The 20,683-nt window shown below is 49.0% G+C and carries 16 protein-coding genes; 9 read left to right on the top strand and 7 right to left on the bottom strand.

The features are described from left to right. Nucleotides 1-364: 364 nt before the first annotated feature. The gene (gene rne, locus BLW68_RS11950) at nt 365-3,502 is read left to right on the top strand and encodes a ribonuclease E (RefSeq protein WP_245728328.1); all 3,138 of its coding nucleotides are present in this window, start codon (nt 365-367) and stop codon (nt 3,500-3,502) included. Between the two features lie 97 nt (nt 3,503-3,599). On the opposite strand, the gene BLW68_RS11945 is transcribed toward rne, so the two are convergent. Further along, nucleotides 3,600-4,763, bottom strand: a complete 1,164-nt coding sequence (locus tag BLW68_RS11945) for a DcaP family trimeric outer membrane transporter (RefSeq protein ID WP_092793546.1) — start codon at nt 4,761-4,763, stop codon at nt 3,600-3,602. A gap of 241 nt (nt 4,764-5,004) precedes the next feature. On the opposite strand from BLW68_RS11945, the gene acs reads away from it, so the two are divergent. Together acs and BLW68_RS11935 are read left to right on the top strand one after the other, a co-directional pair. Then, nucleotides 5,005-6,969 (top strand): acetate--CoA ligase, encoded by a 1,965-nt coding sequence (acs, locus tag BLW68_RS11940; protein ID WP_092793544.1) that lies wholly within the window; start codon nt 5,005-5,007, stop codon nt 6,967-6,969. A gap of 120 nt (nt 6,970-7,089) precedes the next feature. Beyond that, entirely contained in the window at nt 7,090-7,770 is a 681-nt protein-coding gene (locus BLW68_RS11935) for a LuxR C-terminal-related transcriptional regulator (protein ID WP_092793542.1), read from the top strand. A gap of 12 nt (nt 7,771-7,782) precedes the next feature. Here the strand turns inward: BLW68_RS11935 and BLW68_RS11930 are convergent, their stop codons facing one another. After that, nucleotides 7,783-11,349, bottom strand: coding sequence for a PAS domain-containing hybrid sensor histidine kinase/response regulator (locus BLW68_RS11930; protein WP_092793541.1), 3,567 nt, complete (start codon nt 11,347-11,349; stop codon nt 7,783-7,785). A gap of 159 nt (nt 11,350-11,508) precedes the next feature. Between BLW68_RS11930 and BLW68_RS11925 the strand changes: the two genes are divergently transcribed. The 5 genes from BLW68_RS11925 (at nt 11,509) to BLW68_RS11905 (ending at nt 16,691) form a co-directional block, all read left to right on the top strand. Beyond that, nucleotides 11,509-11,772: a DUF4212 domain-containing protein gene (locus BLW68_RS11925; RefSeq protein WP_092793538.1), complete on the top strand. Its 264-nt coding sequence runs from the start codon at nt 11,509-11,511 to the stop codon at nt 11,770-11,772. A gap of 7 nt (nt 11,773-11,779) precedes the next feature. Then, on the top strand, nt 11,780-13,546 hold the full coding sequence (locus BLW68_RS11920) for a sodium:solute symporter family protein (protein WP_092793534.1): 1,767 nt from the start codon (nt 11,780-11,782) through the stop codon (nt 13,544-13,546). A 94-nt stretch (nt 13,547-13,640) separates the two neighbouring features. Next, nucleotides 13,641-14,171, top strand: coding sequence for a hypothetical protein (locus BLW68_RS11915; protein ID WP_092793533.1), 531 nt, complete (start codon nt 13,641-13,643; stop codon nt 14,169-14,171). Nucleotides 14,172-14,200: 29 nt separating this feature from the next. Further along, nucleotides 14,201-16,027: a DUF294 nucleotidyltransferase-like domain-containing protein gene (locus tag BLW68_RS11910; RefSeq protein WP_092793531.1), complete on the top strand. Its 1,827-nt coding sequence runs from the start codon at nt 14,201-14,203 to the stop codon at nt 16,025-16,027. Between the two features lies 1 nt (nt 16,028). After that, the gene (locus tag BLW68_RS11905; RefSeq protein ID WP_092793529.1) at nt 16,029-16,691 is read left to right on the top strand and encodes an exonuclease domain-containing protein; all 663 of its coding nucleotides are present in this window, start codon (nt 16,029-16,031) and stop codon (nt 16,689-16,691) included. Between the two features lie 4 nt (nt 16,692-16,695). Here BLW68_RS11905 and BLW68_RS11900 read toward each other — a convergent pair whose 3' ends face one another. The 3 genes from BLW68_RS11900 to BLW68_RS11890 all read right to left on the bottom strand — a co-directional run bounded on the left by BLW68_RS11900 (nt 16,696) and on the right by BLW68_RS11890 (nt 18,213). Then, complete coding sequence (locus tag BLW68_RS11900) at nt 16,696-17,010, bottom strand: DUF2845 domain-containing protein (protein ID WP_092793526.1); 315 nt, start codon at nt 17,008-17,010, stop codon at nt 16,696-16,698. A gap of 78 nt (nt 17,011-17,088) precedes the next feature. Further along, entirely contained in the window at nt 17,089-17,601 is a 513-nt protein-coding gene (locus BLW68_RS11895; RefSeq protein ID WP_092793523.1) for a GNAT family N-acetyltransferase, read from the bottom strand. A 48-nt stretch (nt 17,602-17,649) separates the two neighbouring features. After that, complete coding sequence (locus BLW68_RS11890; RefSeq protein WP_092793633.1) at nt 17,650-18,213, bottom strand: sugar O-acetyltransferase; 564 nt, start codon at nt 18,211-18,213, stop codon at nt 17,650-17,652. Between the two features lie 196 nt (nt 18,214-18,409). Here BLW68_RS11890 and BLW68_RS11885 point away from each other — a divergent pair, with 196 nt between their 5' ends. Then, nucleotides 18,410-18,865 carry an RDD family protein gene (locus BLW68_RS11885; RefSeq protein ID WP_092793520.1) on the top strand — a complete coding sequence of 152 codons (456 nt, stop codon included), beginning with the start codon at nt 18,410-18,412 and terminating at the stop codon, nt 18,863-18,865. A 69-nt stretch (nt 18,866-18,934) separates the two neighbouring features. Here the strand turns inward: BLW68_RS11885 and efp are convergent, their stop codons facing one another. Both efp and earP read right to left on the bottom strand, forming a co-directional pair. Further along, the gene (efp, locus tag BLW68_RS11880) at nt 18,935-19,495 is read right to left on the bottom strand and encodes an elongation factor P (protein WP_218141359.1); all 561 of its coding nucleotides are present in this window, start codon (nt 19,493-19,495) and stop codon (nt 18,935-18,937) included. An 18-nt stretch (nt 19,496-19,513) separates the two neighbouring features. Further along, nucleotides 19,514-20,683, bottom strand: a complete 1,170-nt coding sequence (earP, locus tag BLW68_RS11875; protein WP_092793517.1) for an elongation factor P maturation arginine rhamnosyltransferase EarP — start codon at nt 20,681-20,683, stop codon at nt 19,514-19,516.

The following is a 20,683-nucleotide window of genomic DNA, read 5'->3' as shown; positions in this document are numbered from 1 at the left end:
CTTGGGGGACTGATCATACCGAAATCGTGGTGAAAACCAACGTTTTTTATACCCCCGGCGTAAACCAAACGCCATTTGCCTGAGATAATGTTGCGTAATCTGTTATCAATAGCGGCAAAACATGAGTTCCGGTCAACCAGAGCATAAAAGATATTGCTATAACGCAGCGCCACAAGGCGGTGTGTTTCAGATCCAAAAACGAAAACAGCATAAACTGCGAAGCCATCACAAAAGCCCACGCAGTGACAATTTGGTTTCTTCAGACATTCCAGTCGTGAGACTGCACCCATTAGTGTTTGATAACGTCTGAACACGCAGGTGCCCGCTGGGCTGCGTTGTGGCTGCAAAATGCGAGTCACTAACGATGAAAAGAATGTTAATTAACGCGACGCAGGAAGAAGAAATCCGCGTTGCGCTGGTCGATGGCCAGAAACTGTACGACCTGGATATTGAAAGCCCGGGCCATGAACAAAAGAAAGCTAATATTTACAAAGGTAAAATCACCCGTGTCGAACCCAGCTTAGAAGCTGCATTTGTTGACTACGGTGCTGATCGCCACGGCTTTTTACCTCTGAAAGAAATCTCCCGCGAATACTTCCCTGCTGGCTATAGTTTTGATGGCCGCCCCAATATTAAAGAAGTGGTTAAAGAAGGCCAGGAAGTTATTATCCAGATTGATAAAGAAGAACGTGGCCAAAAAGGCGCTGCGTTAACTACCTTTATCAGCCTTGCCGGCTCTTACTTAGTATTAATGCCGAATAACCCGCGCGCTGGTGGTATTTCACGCCGTATTGAAGGCGACGAGCGTCAGGAATTAAAAGACTCTTTAGGCCAGTTAGAAATGCCGGACGGCATGGGCTTAATTGTACGTACAGCAGGTGTGGGTAAATCCTACGAAGAGCTGGACTACGATTTAAAAGCGCTGTTAAAGCACTGGTCTGCTATTACCGAAGAAGCGCAAAAGCGCCCTTCACCATTTTTAATCCATCAGGAAAGTAACGTAGTATTTCGCGCCATTCGCGACTACCTGCGCCGCGATGTTGGCGAAATCCTGATCGATAATCCGCGTATTTTCGAAGAAGCCAAAGTCTATATTCAGCAGTTCAGGCCCGACTTTGCCCACCGTGTTAAGCTGTATCAGGGCGAAGTACCACTGTTTATGCACTTTCAGATTGAAACCCAGATTGAATCAGCGTTTCGCCGCGAAGTGCGTCTGCCATCTGGCGGCTCTATCGTTATCGACAGCACTGAAGCCTTAACCGCCATTGATATCAACTCCTCTAAAGCCACTAAAGGCGGTGATATTGAAGAAACGGCGTTTAACACCAACTTAGAAGCAGCCGATGAAATTGCCCGTCAGTTACGTTTACGTGACTTGGGCGGTTTGATCGTAATCGACTTTATCGACATGACGCCAGTGCGCCACCAGCGCGAAGTAGAAAACCGCTTAAAAGATGCGGTAAAACACGACCGTGCCCGCGTGCAAATTGGCCGTATCTCACGTTTTGGTTTGCTGGAAATGTCGCGCCAGCGTCTGCGCCCATCGCTGGGTGAGTCAGCTACGCATGTGTGCCCTCGTTGCCATGGCCGCGGCACTATCCGCAGCACTGAGTCATCTGCCCTGTCTATCCTGCGTTTAATTGAAGAAGAATCAATTAAAGACAATACCAGCCAAATTCATGCTCAGGTGCCGGTATCTGTTGCTACCTACCTGATGAATGAAAAACGCGATGCGATACGCCGCATCGAAAAACGTCATGGTATCCGCGTGTTTGTTATTCCTAACGAACATATGGAAACACCAAACCATGAAGTTATCCGCATTCGTATTGATGAAGAAATCGATGATGTCAGCTACAACATGGTTAAAGTACCAGAGGCAACATCAACCTTGTTTCATCCGGCTTCTGATGCAGTAAAAGAAAAACCTGCTATTTCGGCTATTAACATTGCCGATAGCACTGCAGCACGTCCGGCAGCTGCGACTGCCGCCGCGGTAGATAAAACACCAGAGCAAAGCGCAGGGCTATTTCAGGCAATCAGTAGCTGGTTTGGTAAGTTGTTTGCACCGGCAGAAACCAAAGCCGATGTGAAGCCGGTAGCCAAGCCAAATGAGCGCAGCAATCAACGTAGTGGTAACCGTGAAAATGGCCGTGATGGTAATCGCGACAACAGCCGTGATGCCAACCGAGATAACAACCGTCGCCGTAATAAACCGCGCCGCCGTAATGAAGGTGACGATAAAGCAGTAGCACCGCAAATAAAAGATGAAGCAGTTCAGAAACCTGAGCGTCAGCAACGTCCACCACAAGAGCCGCGCGCTCCACGCCCACAGCAGGAAGCCAGAAAACCTGTTGATAAAGCGCCGGTGGTGAATAAAGAGCCTGAAGATGACAATGCGCCGCAGCGTATAGTTGAGCGCCGTCAGCGTCGCAATAATACGCGCAAGTCAGTGCGTATGGATAAAGCGCCTGCAGCAGAAACTACTCAAGTGGTAGCAGCAGTAGTGGCTGGCGAAACCACAGCTCAGGCATTGCCTGAAACAGCGGTTCAAGTAGTCAATGCCGAACCCGTTACTACCACCGCGCCTGTTACTCACGCTGAACATGCGGAAGCAGCAGTTGTAGTGCAATCGGCAGCTGAGCCAAAAGATGACGTTGCAACCGCTGCGCCTGCTGAAGTAGCAGAAGCCGCCGTTGACACAACTGAAGATGCTGCAGCTGACACGACCGGGCAGGAAACCGCAGAGCCACGCAGCCGTAACCGCCGTTCACCACGTCATTTACGGGCCGCAGGCCAAAAGCGTAAAAAAGAGCAGGAACAAACCGACGCCGATGCCGGGCTGGCAGAAACTGACGTTACAACAGCAGATGTTGTTGCTGTAACCGAAGAGCCAAAAGCTGTGCCAGCACAGGTTGAGCAAGTGCAGCCCGAAGTAGCCCAGGCAGATACTGCGGTGGTGGTTGAGGCTGAGGCTGACAACACTGAGCAAGCAGAGCCTGCTGCAGAAAAACCGAAAACGCGCAGCCGCCGTAAACCTGCTGCCAAAAAAGCAGATAAAGAAGCCACTGATACGGCCAGCGCAAGCGACGTTGCACCAGCTACTGAGAAAGCAGCGGTTAGTGTTACAGCAGAAAAAGCTGAAACGCCAGAGCCTGTTGCCCCTAAAGCAAAAGCTGTTGCAGCTGAAGTTGTTAAAACTGAAGTTGTTAAAGCTGAAGCAGCGCCTGCAGTGACAGTACCTAAGGCTGCAGCAGTAAAAGCAGAAACGGCTAAACCTGCAGCTGCGAAGCCAGCTGGCGGGCGCTATGCACAGATGGTAGTTGCTACCATGACCAAGCCAGAAGCCAGCACACAGAGCAGCGAAGCTGAAGTAGCAGCGCCGGTTGTGATGCCAGCACAAGAAAGGCCTGTTGTAGCCAGCTCTGAGCGCCCTGCCGGTTCAGCGTTTGCCCGCCAGGCGGTTACTGCACCAATGACCAAACCTAAAGCTGATGAGTAATCCTCTCAGCTGACACAGCAAGGTGTCAGACAGAAAAAAGCCAGACATTGTCTGGCTTTTTTATTGGCTATTAATTTAAGCAGAAATCATAGCTGGATTAAAAATCATATTTGGCGCTGAACTGAACACGGTTCATATCGCCATCCGCGCCTGACTCTAACTCACGGTTAGCAAACTTATACTCAATACCAACCATCAGCTTTTTCGTCGCCTGATACAACAGGTTAGCACTGTAACTCTGAGTGGTTTTAGTAGCGCCAACGCCGGTTAAAGCCGTATCGTTATCTGCCATCAAAGTTGAATACAGGAAGGTAGAACGCCATTGATCATTCCACAGGTGGCGGTACGCCACTGAGAATGCTGTAACATCGATAGCTTCCAGCTTACCGTTGGCATCCAGCACAGCACCGTTTATGGCATTTAAACCAACATAGCGGCCAAGGCCTTTACCGGTATTTAATGTAATACGAATATCGTCTTTATTGGCTAAATCAATTTTGGTACTTACTGACAGGCCATAAGAAGTGACTTCGTCGTCGTAACGCACACCATTATGAGTACCATCAATGGCTATCTGGCGCAATAAACCGGCTACTTTTACCACACCCCAGTCTGTTTTGAGGTTATAACTGGCAGTGAAATCCGGAGTAGCATTTGCATCAGTGGTAATACGGGCGCCGCCACCGAAGGGGGTAACGGTACTTTCAGGGTTTTCTACTGCAAAAGCAAAGTTACCATGGGTATAACGCACCTGCGCCTGGCGGATAAAGACAGCGGCATCAGGGTTACCAACAAAGTCTAACGTATCGGGTAGTGACGCCAGATCCATAAAGTTCGACCAGGTTTGGCCCACTGTCCAGTTTTTGTATTTAATAAAAGCATGCCGTAACACCGGGCTATAGCCATTTACAGTGCGCTCATCATTGCCATTAACACTGGTCATAAAATCCAGTTCAAGCATACCGTTAATTTTGCTGCCATCTTCCAGCTCTGTTGCTGTTGAGAAGAAGAAGCGTGATTGGCGGGCGTGCATATCAAAACGTGTGGTGCTCTCTCCCCCAATCGGTGTTAATGCTGGCACGTAGAAATCACGCCCTACAGCTGCAATTTCGCCGTCAGCACTAGTCACCATGGCATCGAGCTTTACATAGCCGCCAAAGTTTACCGTGGTGCCGCCGATATCAAAACCAGCAGCCTGTACACTGCCGGCGCCTAGTGCTACACATGCAGCAAGGTAAGATACTGTTGTTATTTTTTTCATTTGCCGTCTCTCCATCTTCGTTCTTGTAATGGTAATTTTTCGGTTCAACTGTGGTTCAGACTGGTCTTTACTGCAATTAGCCTTTAGTCGCAGATATAGCGCATATTAATAGCTATATCAGCTAAAAAGGCCAGGTTGGCTACCAGGCAAAACTTTGGCTAGACTAAGGTCTAATTTCAAATAACACGCGGCTTCGATAGAAAGAGAACAGTAAATTTAAGCAGCTCTCACAGGGGAAGTTATGTCACATCCATTAGTTTATCCGGTACCCGCCAGTGCAGCAAAACGCTCACTTTTAAATAACGAGCAATATATGCAGATGTATCAGCAATCTGTCAGCTCTCCGGAAGCATTCTGGGCGGAACACGGTAAACGTCTGCACTGGTTTACCCCTTTTACCAAGGTTAAAAATACCAGCTTTGACAGCGGCAAAGTGCATATTAACTGGTTTAGCGACGGTGCACTTAACGCCAGTTATAACTGTCTGGACCGGCACCTGCCTGAGCGGGCTAATCAGGTTGCCTATTATTGGGAAGGCGACTCACCAGACGTACAAAAATCGGTTACTTATGCGCAGTTGCATCAGCAAGTATGTAAACTGGCTAACGGCATGAAAGAGCTGGGCGTTAAAAAAGGTGATCGGGTAACAATATATCTGCCAATGATCCCGGAAGCCACCGTAGCACTGCTCGCTTGTGCCCGCATTGGTGCTGTGCATTCTGTGGTGTTTGCCGGCTTTTCGCCGGATGCGCTGGGCAGCCGTATTGTCGACTGTGACTCTAAACTGGTTATTACCGCAGATCAGGCATTACGCGGTAGCCGGGTGACCAACTTAAAAGATAACACCGATATGGCGCTGGCTCACCTGGGAGCAGACTCACCGGTTAAACATGTGCTGGTGGTTAAGCATGTAGGTAAAAATGTTGATATGCAAGCCGGACAAGACGGCCGTGATGTCTGGTATCACGATTTACTGAACCGGCAAAGTGCTGACTGCCCCGCCGAACCAATGAACGCTGAAGATCCGCTGTTTATTTTGTATACCTCTGGCTCGACCGGCAAACCTAAAGGCGTATTGCATACCACTGGTGGTTATATGGTGTGGGCGTCAATGACTCACCAGTATGTATTTGACTATCATGATGGCGACATCTACTGGTGTGCAGCTGATATCGGCTGGGTAACCGGACATACCTATATTGTCTATGGCCCGCTGGCCAACGGTGCTACCAGCGTGTTGTTTGAAGGTGTACCAAACTACCCCAGCGTTAAACGCATGGCGCAAATTGTCGACAAGTATAAAGTAAACATCCTTTATACCGCCCCTACTGCTATTCGCGCACTGATGGCCCATGGTGACGCGCCGGTTGAAGGCGCCAGCCTGACGTCACTGCAAACCCTTGGCAGCGTCGGTGAACCGATCAACCCTGAAGCATGGAACTGGTATCACGAGAAATTCGGTAACGGTAAATGCCCTATTGTAGACACCTGGTGGCAAACCGAAACCGGCGGCATTTTGATCACTCCATTACCAGGTTGTACTGAACTTAAGCCCGGCTCTGCCACCCGGCCATTCTTTGGTGTTAAACCAGCCATCGTTGATAACGAAGGCAAAGAATTAAGCGGCGAGTGTGAAGGCAATCTGGTGATTAAAGACAGCTGGCCGGGGCAAATGCGCACGGTATATGGCGATCACGAGCGCTTTGAGCAAACCTATTTCAGCACTTACCCGGGCTTATACTTTACCGGTGATGGCGCCAAACGCGACGCGGATGGTTATTACTGGTTAACCGGCCGGGTGGATGATGTACTGAATATCTCTGGTCACCGTTTAGGCACCGCGGAGATTGAAAGTTGCCTGGTTGCCCATGATGCGGTAGCTGAAGCCGCCGTGGTGGGTTACCCGCATGATATTAAGGGCCAGGGCATTTATGTTTATGTTACACCAAGGGTGGGTATTGAACCCAGCGCAGAGCTAACCAAGGCATTGCGTGACTGGGTACGGGAAGAGATATCGCCGATTGCCACACCGGATTTAATTCAGTGGGCCCCTACCGGTTTACCCAAAACCCGTTCCGGTAAAATTATGCGGCGTATTCTGCGTAAAATTGCCGCTAATGAGCATGACCAGTTAGGCGATATATCTACCCTGGCCGACCCGTCTGTAGTGGAAACGCTGGTGACCAACCGGTTAAACCGTAAATAAGCTATCTGGCAAGTACGCGCTTGACACCGCGCTCTGCTAACCTCAGTATAAAAGGCCGCATTTGCGGCCTTTCTCACAAGAATGGCATAATAATTATAATTCCCTTCGCTGGAGGACAAGATGGCAAAACTGATCGTCGCGGACGACCACCCGCTGTTTCGCAATGCGCTGATAAACGCCATCAGCAGCACTTTTGCCACCAAAGCTACCATTGAAACTGACAGCTTTGAAAGTACTTGTGTTGCCCTGGAACAACACCCGGATACCGACCTGCTGCTGCTGGATCTGCATATGCCGGGGAACTGCGGTTTTCTCGGGTTAATACAGTTACGCAAAAACTACCCTGCACTGCCGATAGTCGTTATCTCTGCCAGTGAAGAGCTGGATGTTATTCGCCGGGTTATGGCATTTGGTGCTTCAGCTTATGTGCCTAAATCTGCCAACCCGCTGGATATCAGCGCGGCTTTAAATGCTGTCATGGCCGGAGAGTTATGGGTGCCGCTGCGGCTGAAAAACCAGGTGCTGGATATCCACAGCCGCGAGGCAGAAGATGATCTGGATCTGGCAGCCCGTGTGGCTCAGTTAACTCAGCAGCAATATAAGGTTTTGTACTATCTGACCGAAGGCTGGCTTAACAAGCAAATCGCCTACGATTTACATATTTCAGAAGCCACCGTAAAAGCGCACATTACTGCCATATTTCGCAAACTTGGCGTGACTAACCGCACTCAGGTGGTTATTCAGGCTCAGCGCCTGACGCTGGAGCCACCTGTCGACAGAGCCATGGCACAGCAACATTAAGATTAAAACGCATTAAGATGGCGGGTTATTTTGCTCCTGCGCACGCTTTAGCATTCTGAGATGATTAAGGCTGGCACGCAATGCTGCCGGCTTAATGGGTTTAGCCAGAAACATCAAACCGTGTTGTCTGGCTTTAAGTGCCAGGCCGGTTTCCGGCGACGCTGACACTAAAATGCCATTCACCTGCCCCCATACCAGTTTAATTTTTTCATACACCTGCAGGCCATTTAAATTCTGCCCCAGCTGATAATCTATTAGTAAAGCATCAGGGGCACTGTGCTGCTGTGCATACTCCAGTAAACTCTGCTCATCATAAAAACATTGCACATCCTGCACCTGCCATTGCTCTAACAGCACTTTTAATGCCGCCAGGTTTGCCGCATCATCATCGACACATACCACAGATAACCCCAGCACAGGCCGGTGTACTGCAACAACCGGCAACGGAAATTCAACCCTTTGTGCAATATCAACCAGCGGCAAACTGATACTAAATACACTGCCCTTACCTGGCCATGAAGCCACTGCCAATGTATGGCCGAGTAATTTTGCCATACGATTGACCACACCCAGCCCCAGGCCAACCCCCTGCTCACCTTTGGCTGTCGCGTCAATACGGTAAAAATCTTCAAAAATACGTTGTAAATCAGCCTCGCCAATACCGGGGCCGGTATCCCATACCTGAATTAACAGCTGGTTTTTCCGCTTTCTGCAACCGAGCACAATACGGCCTTTTTTCGTGTATTTTATCGCATTTGACAGCATATTCTGCAAAATGCGCCTTAAGTACATTGGGTCGGTTTGCACCTGATAGTCAGCCGCTTTTACTGCCAGCCCCAGGCCTTTTTGCTGCGCCAGTAAATTAAATTCGTCTGACAACTGCGACAACAGCTCTTTTAACGACACCGTTTGTACGTCAGGCGATAGCTTACCATCATCCAGTTTGGCAATTTCCAGCAAGGTAGAGATCAGCTCTTCAGACGCCTTTAGCGAGTTATCCAGCTGGCCAATAATATGTTGTTGCTGACCGGTATCTTTACTGCCCGCCAGCGCCGCGGTAAATAGCCTTGCCGCATTCAGCGGCTGTAAGATATCGTGGCTGGCCAATGCCAGAAAGCGGGTTTTAGAGGCATTGGCGGCTTCTGCTTCAGCTTTGGCCTGCAGTAACTGCAGCTCGGTTTCACGCCGCCGCCGCACTTCGCCCAACAATTCATGGTTAATTTCAGAAATAGTCTGGGTACGTTCCTGTACCCTGTCTTCCAGATGCTGCTTTGCCTCAGCCAGCCCCTGCACCGCTTTAACATGGTCAGAAATATCGGTAAAACTGGTAACAAAGCCGCCGCCCGGTATCGGGTTGCCGCGCATTTCTATTACCTTACCGTCCGGGCGTACCCGCTGAAATACATGTGCTGTACCGTTTTGCATATGGCCGATGCGTTTTTCTACGTGTTCATCAGCTGTACCTGGCCCGCACAGGCCGCGCTCTGCGTTAAAGCGCACTATGTCGGCTATCGGCCGGCCTACCCGTACCATGGCTTCGGGGTAATCAAACATATCCAGATAAGCCCGGTTCCAGGCCACCAGTTTTAACTCTCTGTCTACTACACTAACGCCCTGGCTTAAGTGCTCCAGAGTAGAAAACAGAATTTTACGCGAAAACTGGATCGCCTGCGTTGTGTCATCAAATAAGGTAACCACATCTTCAAAACCGAGCTGGCGGCCTTCCAGTACAGCGTTAACCATGGCCGATGCTGAAGAGGCACCAATAACTCCCGCCAATTCGCGCTCTACATGCTCAACCAGGCCCACACTGGGTAAATCATCCAGTTGCAGTGCAGTATGCTGACGGCGGCCATATTCCAGCAAACATTCGTTGGCCCGGCTGGCACCAACAAAACGCTCCAGCAGAATTTTTAAATCTTTATTGCGAATGCGAATGCGCCGCGCGGGTGTATCCTGATGGTTTACCGGCAAATTAGGTTTAACAAAGGCAACAGCCTGTAGCCTGTCTTGCAGGTTAACCTGCATTATTAACGAGCCAAGGATATAAAACAGCAGGTTAAAACCTAACGAGAACAACACGCCGTGGCTTAAGCTGTCCAGCTCAGCACCAAATAGCGCTGTCGGCACCAGCCAGGGCCAGCCAAACAAGCCGGTTTGCATAATGTTACTGTCAATAGCGCCGGTACTGACTAACTGCGGTAGCATCAGGGTGAAAAACCACAGCGAAAAACCCACTGCCAGCCCCAGATATACGCCCCAGGCATTACCCCGGCGCCAATACAAGCCACCGATCACTGCCGGTGCCAGTTGGATCACCAGCGCAAACGCCAGCAAACCGGTTTCAGCCAGCTCATAATTACGGGCAAACACGCGGTAATATAAATAGGACAGCGCCATCACCAAAATGATCATACTGCGCCGTACCAGCAGGATCAGCAGGCTGTAATCGTGTGGCAGGCCCTGTTTTTTACTACTGCGCAATAAGCCGGGCATAATCACATCATTGCTAATCATTGTCGACAGCGCCAGCGTAGCGATAATAATCATTGATGTGGCTGCAGAAAAACCGCCGATAAATACCAGCACACTTAGCGTGCTCCAGCCCGACTGTGCCGGAATAAGCAATACAAAGCTATCAGCAGCATTAAGCGCATTTGGAAACAACTGCATGCCGCCAATAGCGATAGGAATAACCACGATGGTGACTAAAAATAAGTACAGCGAAAACCAGCGCCGGGCATGGCGCAAATGATGATGTGAGACATTTTCGACAAAAGCGACATGAAACTGCCGCGGCAACAGAAACACTGCCGCCATAGCCAGAATGGTTTTGGTTATAAACTCTACCACGCCGTGGCCGCTGCTGTTTTGCTGCTGCGCCATCGCATGTTCGGCAAAACGCTCAAATACACTGGTATCGTCTGCCAGCACAAACACATACACCGCCAGCCCCAGCATCAGCAAAGCAAATAACTTTACGACTGACTCAAAAGCAATAGCCACCATAACACCGCGGCTTTGCTCGGTTAGGTGCAACTTACGCGTGCCAAACAAAATAGCAAAAAATGCCATTGCCAGGGCACTTAAAAAGGCACTGTCCTGCCACCAATTGGCCGCTTCGTCACTAAAATCGCCGCCGAGCAGCACATGATAAGAGCTGGCCACGGCTTTTAGCTGCAATGCGATATAAGGCACCACCACCACCAGGCAGATTAACGACGCCAGCAGAGCAATATTTTTACGTTTACCGTAACGGGCAGAGATAAAATCGGCAACGGAGGTAACGTTTTGCTTTTTTGCCACATACAGCAGCTTAAATAAAAATGGCTGGGCAAATATAAACAGCAAAATGGGCCCCAGGTAAATGGGAATATAATCCCAGCCCTGGGTAACAGCAGTACCTACAGCACCATAGTAAGTCCAGGAGGTGCAATACACGGCTAATGCCAGACTATAGATCAGCCCCCCATACTTTCGTATTAGTTTGTCATCAGCATGGCGCTCGCCCCAGTTGGCAATAAGGAACAAACCACCGACATATAACAACGCCAATAAGGCAACTACCCACGCGGCCACTGCATTCTCCCATTCTTATTCTGCTTTACTTTTGGCTCAGCGCGGGCCACAAGTCAACTATCTGCGCTACGGCTTCGACTAAAGTCGGGCTTTCACTTGTGTTAACTACTGCTAGATTAACTTTGCGAGATAAAAATAACAAAGGAAAGGAGTGTATTTATGACAGAGCACGATCGCAACGCGGCGGCTTACTGGTCAGCGAACCTTCGCTTGATCATTGGCAGCCTCATTATCTGGGCTTTGGTGTCATATGGTTTTGGGATCCTGTTAAGGCCCATGCTATCAGGCATCACAGTAGGCGGTACCGACATTGGTTTCTGGTTTGCACAACAGGGGTCTATTTTAACCTTTATCGTCTTAATCTTCTTCTATGCCTGGAGAATGAATAAGCTTGATAAAGAATTTGGCTTAAGCGAGGAGTAAACCCGTCATGAGTCAATTTGCAATTAACTTAATATTTGTACTGGGATCATTTGCACTCTACATCGGTATTGCATTCTGGGCCCGGGCCGGTTCAACCAAAGAGTTCTATGTAGCCGGTGGTGGCGTACATCCGGTAATGAACGGTATGGCAACAGCCGCTGACTGGATGTCTGCCGCATCTTTTATTTCTATGGCAGGCTTAATAGCTGCCGGTGGTTATGCTAACTCTACTTATCTGATGGGCTGGACTGGCGGATATGTGCTGCTGGCTATGTTACTTGCGCCCTACCTGCGTAAGTTTGGTAAGTTTACGGTGCCGGAATTTATCGGTGATCGTTTTTACAGCAAAAATGCCCGTTTTGTTGCAGTAGCCTGTTTAATTATTGCCTCGGTAACTTATGTTATCGGCCAGATGACCGGTGCCGGCGTGGCGTTTTCGCGCTTTCTGGAAGTGGAAAACAATACCGGCCTGATGATTGCCGGTATCGTAGTATTTTTCTATGCAGTTTTGGGTGGCATGAAAGGTATTACCTACACTCAGGTTGCGCAATATGTGGTACTGATTATTGCTTACACCATTCCTGCGGTGTTTATTTCATTACAACTGACAGGCAATTTCCTGCCACCGTTAGGTTTGTTCTCTAACCATGTTGAATCCGGTATACCGTTATTGCAAAAACTGGATATGGTTGTGCGTGATCTGGGTTTTGTTGATTACACCGCTGATGTCTCAAACAAACTGAATATGGTGTTATTTACCCTGTCACTGATGATTGGTACCGCCGGTTTACCACACGTTATTATTCGCTTCTTCACTGTGCCTAAAGTATCTGATGCACGCTGGTCTGCCGGCTGGGCTCTGGTATTTATCGCCCTGCTGTATTTAACTGCACCAGCAGTAGCCTCTATGGCTCGTTTAAACCTGCTAACCACTATTTACCCAGCTGGCCCTACTGCTGACGCTATACAGTACTCAGAGCGGCCGGACTGGATCAAAAACTGGGAACAAACCGGTTTAATTAAGTTTGAAGATAAAAATGGTGATGGCCGTATTCAGCTTTATAACGACAGTGCCGCTTTTAAAGCGACAGCTGACGAACGTGGCTGGAATGGTAACGAACTGACTGTTAATAACGATATTCTGGTATTAGCCAACCCTGAAATTGCCAATTTACCAGGCTGGGTGGTAGGTTTAATTGCCGCCGGTGGTTTAGCAGCAGCATTATCTACCGCTGCAGGCTTGTTACTGGCAATTTCGTCGGCTATCAGCCATGACTTAATTAAAGGCTCAATTAATCCGAATATCAGTGAAAAAGGTGAATTGCTGGCAGCGCGGATCTCAATGGCTGTTGCCATAGTGGTGGCCACCTGGCTGGGGATGAACCCGCCTGGTTTCGCCGCGCAGGTAGTGGCACTGGCATTTGGTATAGCCGCGGCGTCTATTTTCCCGGCGCTGATGATGGGTATCTTCTCCAAACGGGTAAATAACAAAGGTGCTATTGCAGGTATGCTGGCAGGCTTGCTATCAACTGTAATTTACATCTTCCTGTTCCTGGGCTGGTTCTTTATTCCTGGTACAGCAATGCTGGCTAACACGCCGGACAACTGGCTGTTTGGTATATCGCCACTGTCATTCGGTGCTGTAGGTGCAATGATTAACTTTATTGTTGCCTTTGCCGTATCGTCTGCCACAGAAGCGCCACCGGTACGTATTCAGGAACTGGTTGAAAGCGTGCGTTATCCCAAAGGCGCAGGTTCAGCTACCGGCCACTAAGAAACGCAGTAAACTTGCTTTAGAAGTCAGAGCAAGGCAAAAATAATAAAGCGGGCTTTCATGGTGAAAGCCCGTCTTTTTCAGGGACAACACTATGCTATGGGAACTGATTGCAACGGTATTCGCAGGGCTTGGCGCTGCAGGTATTGCACTGTTACTACGTAAATTAACTAAAAATCGCGCTCCACGCTGGCTAATACCCGTATTCGCCGGAGCGGCGATGTTAGGGTTTCAGATCCAAAGTGAGTATACCTGGTATCAGCATACTGCCAGCCGCTTACCCGCTGGTGTGGTAGTGATAAAGAAGATAGAGCAACAAACCGCTTTGCGGCCATGGAGCTACCTGTATCCGCAAACGTTGCGCTTTATCGCTGCAGACGTAGCAAATGCGTCAGCAAATAATATTAACCCACACGTAAAGCTGGTTGATTTGTATTTTTTTGAACGGCGTGCCCAGGCCCGGCGTGTGCCGCAGGTAGTACATTGTCGTCAGTATGCCCAGGCCGACTTTAGTGCCCAGTTGCAAATCCCAGAGGGTGATACAGCCGTTAATGCCAGCTGGAAAAAGCTCAGTAATGATGATCCTTTACTGACTGCACTGTGCAGGAACGAAGAACATACTTAACCCTGTAGTTCGGTTTAACCGGAGAAAAAATGGAAATTGCTGACGTTACAAAATTTCTTGCCGAAACTACGCCATTCGATCAACTCGACGGGGCAGCACTTGGCCAGTTGTCAGCCCATATCAACGTTTATTATTATCAGGCCCAGGACAGTGTAAAAATTAACACCGACCGGTTACTGATAGTACGCACCGGCATTTTTACGCTGTATAGCGATCAGCAACAACTACTGACTAAGCTGCAAAGCGGTGACTTCTATGGTTATCAGCAGTTGCTCACCGGCCTGACCGACAGCGACACCCTGATATGTGAAGAAGATGGCCTGGTGTATTGGCTGGCCGCAGAGGCTTTCCATCAATGCCGCTATCAGTACAAAAACATCGATATTTTTTTCCAGCGCCTGTTTAGCCGGCGGCTACACCAATACCGTGAACAACAGCAGGCTTCACGCTTTACCTTAAAAATCAGTGATATTGTACAACAACGTAAAATTGCCATCCGGCCGGAACAAACGGCGCAGGAAGCGGCAAAACTGATGTCTGACAGCCGGGTATCCTCGTTACTGGTAGAAGAAAACAGTAAGCTGGTTGGCATACTGACCGACCGCGATTTGCGCAGCAGAGTACTGGCGCACGCCTTACCTGCCAGCACTCAGGTAAGCCAGGTGATGACACGCCAGCCACAAAGCATTGACCGCCATGCTTATCTGTATGAAGCCGTACAACAGATGAGCCAGCACAATATTCACCACTTGCCGGTAACCGATCAGGGTGTTTGCTGCGGCATGCTGACAGCCACAGATATTATCCGCAGCCAGCAGGATCATCCGGTATACCTGATTGGCGAAATACACCGGCAGCTGTCCACAGATGGCCTGGAGCGTTGCAGTCAGCAAATAGCTGCGCTGGCTATTACACTTAGCAAGCAACAAGTGCCGGCATATGAAGCCGGGCACATTATTACCACTATTACCGATGCGCTTACCCAGCGGCTGATTTATCTGGCACAGCAAAAACTGGGCGAGCCGCCTTGTGTATTCAGTTGGCTGGCATTTGGCTCTCAGGCGCGGATGGACCAAAGCCTGAATGCCGATCAGGACAATGCGCTGTTACTGGAAAAAGAACCCGTTGGTACTGTCGGTGAGTACTTCAGTGCGCTGGCTGAATTTGTTTGCCTGGGGCTAGCGCAGTGTGGCATTGCCCTGTGCCCTGGCAATATTATGGCCACCAACCCGGAGCTGCGGTTAAGTTTAAAAGGCTGGTCTGGCCGCTTTGCCCGCTGGATTGCCACCCCAACGCCGGAAGCGCTGCTCAAAGCCAGTATTTTCTTTGACCTGCGGGTGATTGAAGGCAGCAAAGGCCTGTTTAATGCGCTGCAGGAAGATATTCTGCAGCGCACTACTGAAGCGCCATTGTTTTTATATCATCTGGCACAGGCGGCGCTGCAGCGCACTGCCCCGCTGGGTTTCTTTAAAAATTTTATCCTCGAGCAAGATGGTAAACATAAAAAAGGCCTGGATTTGAAGAAACGGGGTATCAGCCTGATCACCGATCTGGTCAGAGTATATGCACTTTACGCCGGCATTCATGAGGTAAATACCCGCGGTCGCCTGCAACAACTCGCAGCACAAGGTATTATTGATAGTAAAGACAGCCAGAACTTAAACGATGCTTTTGATTTATTGGCACAACTACGCTGGGAAAAACATCAGCATGATTTACAACTGAGCCATGATGTGACCAATTTACTGAACCCGGCTGAAATTTCCGGCCTGGCACGCCACCAGCTAAAAGACAGTTTTGCCGTAATAAACGAAGCACAAAGTCGGGTAAAACAGCGTTTTTGCCGGGAGCTATAAAGTGTTAAGCTGGTTACTGCGTAAAAGCACCGCACTAAGTGAAGTGGTAAACCATTTTATCAATACACCCTTTCCTGCCTCTTCAACGCCGGTAGATCAGGCAAACTTTCTTGCATTGGACCTTGAACTTACCGGGCTTAATCCGCGCAAAGATCATATCGTCAGTATTGGCTGGGTGCCTGTAAGGGGGCAGGAAATTGTACTGTCTGAAGCGAAGCATTATCTGATTAACAGCCCGGTCAGTGTCGGCCAGAGTGCGGTCTATCATGGCTTACATGATCATCAGTTAAAAAATGCCCATGATCTGGCAGAAATACTGTCAGAGCTGTTAGCGCAATATGCCGGTTATATATTTGTTGCCCACAACAGCCGGCTGGACGAACAATGCCTGCGGTTTGCCTGCCAGCGCTGTTTTGGCAAAGCGCCGCGCTTTCGGTTTATTGACACCATGCAAATGGAATGGCAACGCCTGCTGCGCCAGGGCAAGGTAGTAAAACATGATGCCCTTAAACTACCCAATTGCCTTAAGCGGCATGGTCTGCCCGCTATGGCAAATCACCAGGCATTGGAAGATGCCTACAGCAGCGCCTTGCTGCTGCTTAGCCAGTTAAAACTGGGTGGCAATACGATGACACTAAGTGATTTATACTTACTGTCGCGTTAATACGCTACAGCCGCCCCTGCTGTTTGCTGTCGATCGCAGTCACTTTGCCGCCTCTGAGTGTCAGCGACACCAGATATTCCCCGCCGATATCGCCTTTTAGCCGGTAAGACCAGGTTTCAACCGTAGTGCCTTTTACCGGCTCGCCAATATCTACACCCAATGTCTCTACATCTTTTGCCAACGGCTCGCCTGCCAGCGACAAGACTTCAATACGTGTCATGCCGCAGCTTAGCAATTTACCATCACTTAATCTGAAACCGCAGGCGCTGGCTTGTGCGGTAAATAGCAAAGCAACAATAGCAGCAAAAAATAATTTCATCGTAACGTCCTGATAATATACATTGTGCTCAGTATAGTGACAAATCCGCGCCAGACACCAGACACAGCACTGATAATTTTATGCCTTCAGTAACTTTTGCATATAAACCGCATTCTGGCCGGTATAACTTGCCAGTGCCTGTAAAGCGGTGGTCTCGGTAAGTGTTACCATTTCAAAGCCCTGCTTTTGCCAGTAAGGTACAGAGCCCTGCACAGCAACCAGTGCCAGCCTGTTAAAACCCAAATCAGCGGCATATTGCTCGGCGAGTGCTAACAGCTGCGGCGCCAGGCGCATTCCCCTGGCGTTATGGCTTACCGCCATATCATGCAGGTACAACAGCTCTGCATCGGCGTAACTACCAAAACTACTGCCAAGCGGCGCCACCTGATTATCACGCGACGGATAGCTAAACAAATACGCCAACACCTCACCTTTACTATCTTCTGCCAGCCAGCAGCTTTGTGGCTGTGATGCCAGGCGCCTGCGGATAAGACCCGCATCTTCAAATAGTTCAGCGGCATAACAGCTATCTTGTATCGTCACTATGGCGCCAAGATCTGCCTCATTAATCAAACGAATATGTATCGACATAACTTCTACTGCTTACTTATTAAATTTTACTTAACTGATCGCTGTACCTTACTCATCAGATACAGCTTTAATTACCCGGCACGGGTTACCGCCTGCGACTACCCCTGCAGATACATCTTTAGTTACCACACTACCAGCGGCCACAACGCTGCCCTTGCCTATCGTTACGCCGGGTAACAGTATGGCCCCGCCGCCAATCCAGACATCGTCTTCTATTGTTACAGGCAACGCCCGCTCTATTAATGTGCGCCGCTGTGCAGCATTTAGCGGGTGGTTTACGGTATAAATTTGTACTGCAGGGCCAAAAAACACATTATTACCAATGTTTACCGGCGCGACATCCAGCACCACGCAGTTAAAATTAAAAAACACTTTATTGCCGGCACGGATGTTATAGCCGTAGTCGCAGTAAAACGGTGGCTCAGCATAAAAATGCTTACCGGTATTGGGCAGCCACTGTTTTAACAGTTGCCGGCGCTGCGCCTCATCATCCGGCGCGCTGTGGTTAAACTGATGCTGTAACTTACGCGCCGCCATACGTTCGGCGCTAAGTTCCTTATCCAGCGGGTTATACCAGTCTCCCGATAGCATTTTGTGTTTTTCTGCTGTCATAAAATAAACCATTAATAGTGCACATATTTTTACTAAGGGTAACAGAATACAAAGCCAGGCGGCTATTGTATTTTGGGTACATTAACAGTAATGTTCCGTACATTAAATTTACAATAGCAGATTAACCCAAACTCAAATACGCTCGCCCGCGGCTGCTCGTATTAAACACTAAATCATAACGAGGAATTTTTAATTTATGGATAACAAAGAGTATGCCGGTTTTTGGATCAGACTTGGGGCTGTACTAATTGACATGGTAATTCTCTTCATCGTTTTATTTATACCGCTTAGTTTTATTTATGGTGAAGAGTATTGGCTTGGTGATAAATTTGTCTACGGCTTCTGGGATATTATGCTGAGCTATGTTTTTCCGTTTATTGCAACAATATGGTTTTGGCTGCGCTTTCTCGGCACACCAGGGAAAATGGCCGCTAAACTGGAAATCGTAGATGCTACAACCGGCAATAAAATGAGTACTGGCCAGGCGATAGGCCGGTATTTCGCATATATTTTAGCTGCTCTTCCTTTGGGCCTTGGGTTTATCTGGGTTGGTATAGACAAGCGAAAACAGGGGTGGCATGACAAATTGGCAGGCACGGTAGTGCTTCGTAATACAGGCAAAGAGTCCGTCAAGTTTGAAGAAAAGCTTTAGCACAATCTGTGCATAATCAGGTAATAAAAAAGGCGCCGAAGCGCCTTTTTTACTTTCAACCTGCCAGTATTACTTGGCGCGGCTGCGGTACTCGTCGGTACGGGTATCGATTTCGATTTTGTCGCCTTCTTCAACGAAAGCAGGAACCATTAGCTCAAAACCAGTTTCAATTTTAGCTGGTTTTAATACTTTACCTGAAGTATCACCACGGGCAGCTGGTTCAGTGTAAGTAACAGTGCGCACTACAACCGTTGGCAGGTCAACAGAAATTGGCCGTTCGTTATAGAACACTACTGAACACTCCATACCGTCTACCAGGTACTTCAGTGCTTCGGTCATGTTTTCTGCTTCAACTTCAAACTGGTTGTATTCCTGATCCATAAATACGTACATAGGATCAGAGAAGTAAGAATAGGTTACTTCTTTAGTTTCCAGCAGAACCTGCTCAAACTTGTCATCAGCACGGTATACCGTTTCCATGCCCTGCGCATTCAGCAGGTTTTTCATTTTCATTTTAACCACGGCAGAGTTACGGCCGGATTTGTTAAACTCGGCTTTTAAAATTACCATTGGTTCTGTGCCAACCATAATCACCTGGCCAGCACGCAGTTCTTGAGCTGTCTTCATCATGACTGAAATATCTTCTCGTTAGGAAAAATTGCGTCGCATTATAAATTTTTTTTCAACAAAGTGCACGAGGTTGCTGGCAAGATCTCCGTTTGCCGTTAACGCTGTGCGCCAATAGCGGTTATATTCGGCGATTTGCGCCAGCTTTGCACTACATTTTTGCCAGCTATGCTCAAGCTGGCTGTTGGTATTCCAGGCCAGCCAGAATTCTTGCAAATTATCAGCAACATCTTCAGGCATTTGCGCACAGTAACGCTGCATAAAAGCCTGCAGCTTATCCAGATGCGCCTGCTCTGCCTGACGGTAAATTTGCCAGATAAACGGCTTAGCGGCCCAGTGCGCACGAATAATTGAGTCTTCACCGCGGACAAAGTTGATATCACAAGCCCACAGCAGTTTGTCGTAATCGTCTTGCGCCATAAAAGGCACTATTTTCAACGTCAACTGATTTAATGTCAGCTCAGCATCTTGCTGCAACTGCGGGTATAAAGCAGCAAGTTGGTTGGCCAATGCGCCCTGCGGCACTATACAAAGGCTATTAACCGGCGCTTGCTGCCAACAGGCGAGCAACGTTTCCAGCTGCGGATGATCATAAGCAAACAGGGAAATTTTCTGCTGATAGCGCGCGTGCTCTGCCACCCCCAACTGCTGCCAAAACGCCTGCTGTGCATCAGCATCCGCGATAAACAGTGCGGCCTGCTGTTGTAAAGTACGCTCTTGCAATAAGCCGCCGGTAGCAGCGGTAAAGCCCGGGAAAAAGAAGTGTTTATCCAGCGCCAGCTGCGGTTGTGGTGAGGGCAAAGCATGGCAGCCCTCTACCCAGGCTTCGGCCGACAAATACTCCAGGTTCAACCACAGCGGTTTAACCGCTTGCTGTGCCATTTTTTGCTGATACGGCAGCGGAATAGTGCAGGCCAGCGCTTCTATTACTACCTCAGCTACGGTGCACTGTTGCCAATCAGTCGTGGCCGCCCAGCGTTTAATCAACACCCCGGCCTGTTGCTGTTCATCGGCGGTGACATCAATTTGCGGGCAAATTTTGCTGAAGCTGGCTAAATCATCCACCCACAGCTGCACTGTTATATGGTGTTCGGCCACTAACTGCCGGCACAGCCGCCAGCAAATACCAATATCGCCGAAGTTATCAATCACAGCGCAGAATATATCCCAGCGCACAGCGGTGTTCTGCAT

Origin of the sequence: Rheinheimera pacifica, assembly GCF_900108485.1 — a bacterium.
Classification (GTDB): domain Bacteria; phylum Pseudomonadota; class Gammaproteobacteria; order Enterobacterales; family Alteromonadaceae; genus Alishewanella; species Alishewanella pacifica.
Note: the sequence above shows the minus strand (reverse complement) of the source record. Positions and strands in the feature narration are given on the sequence as shown.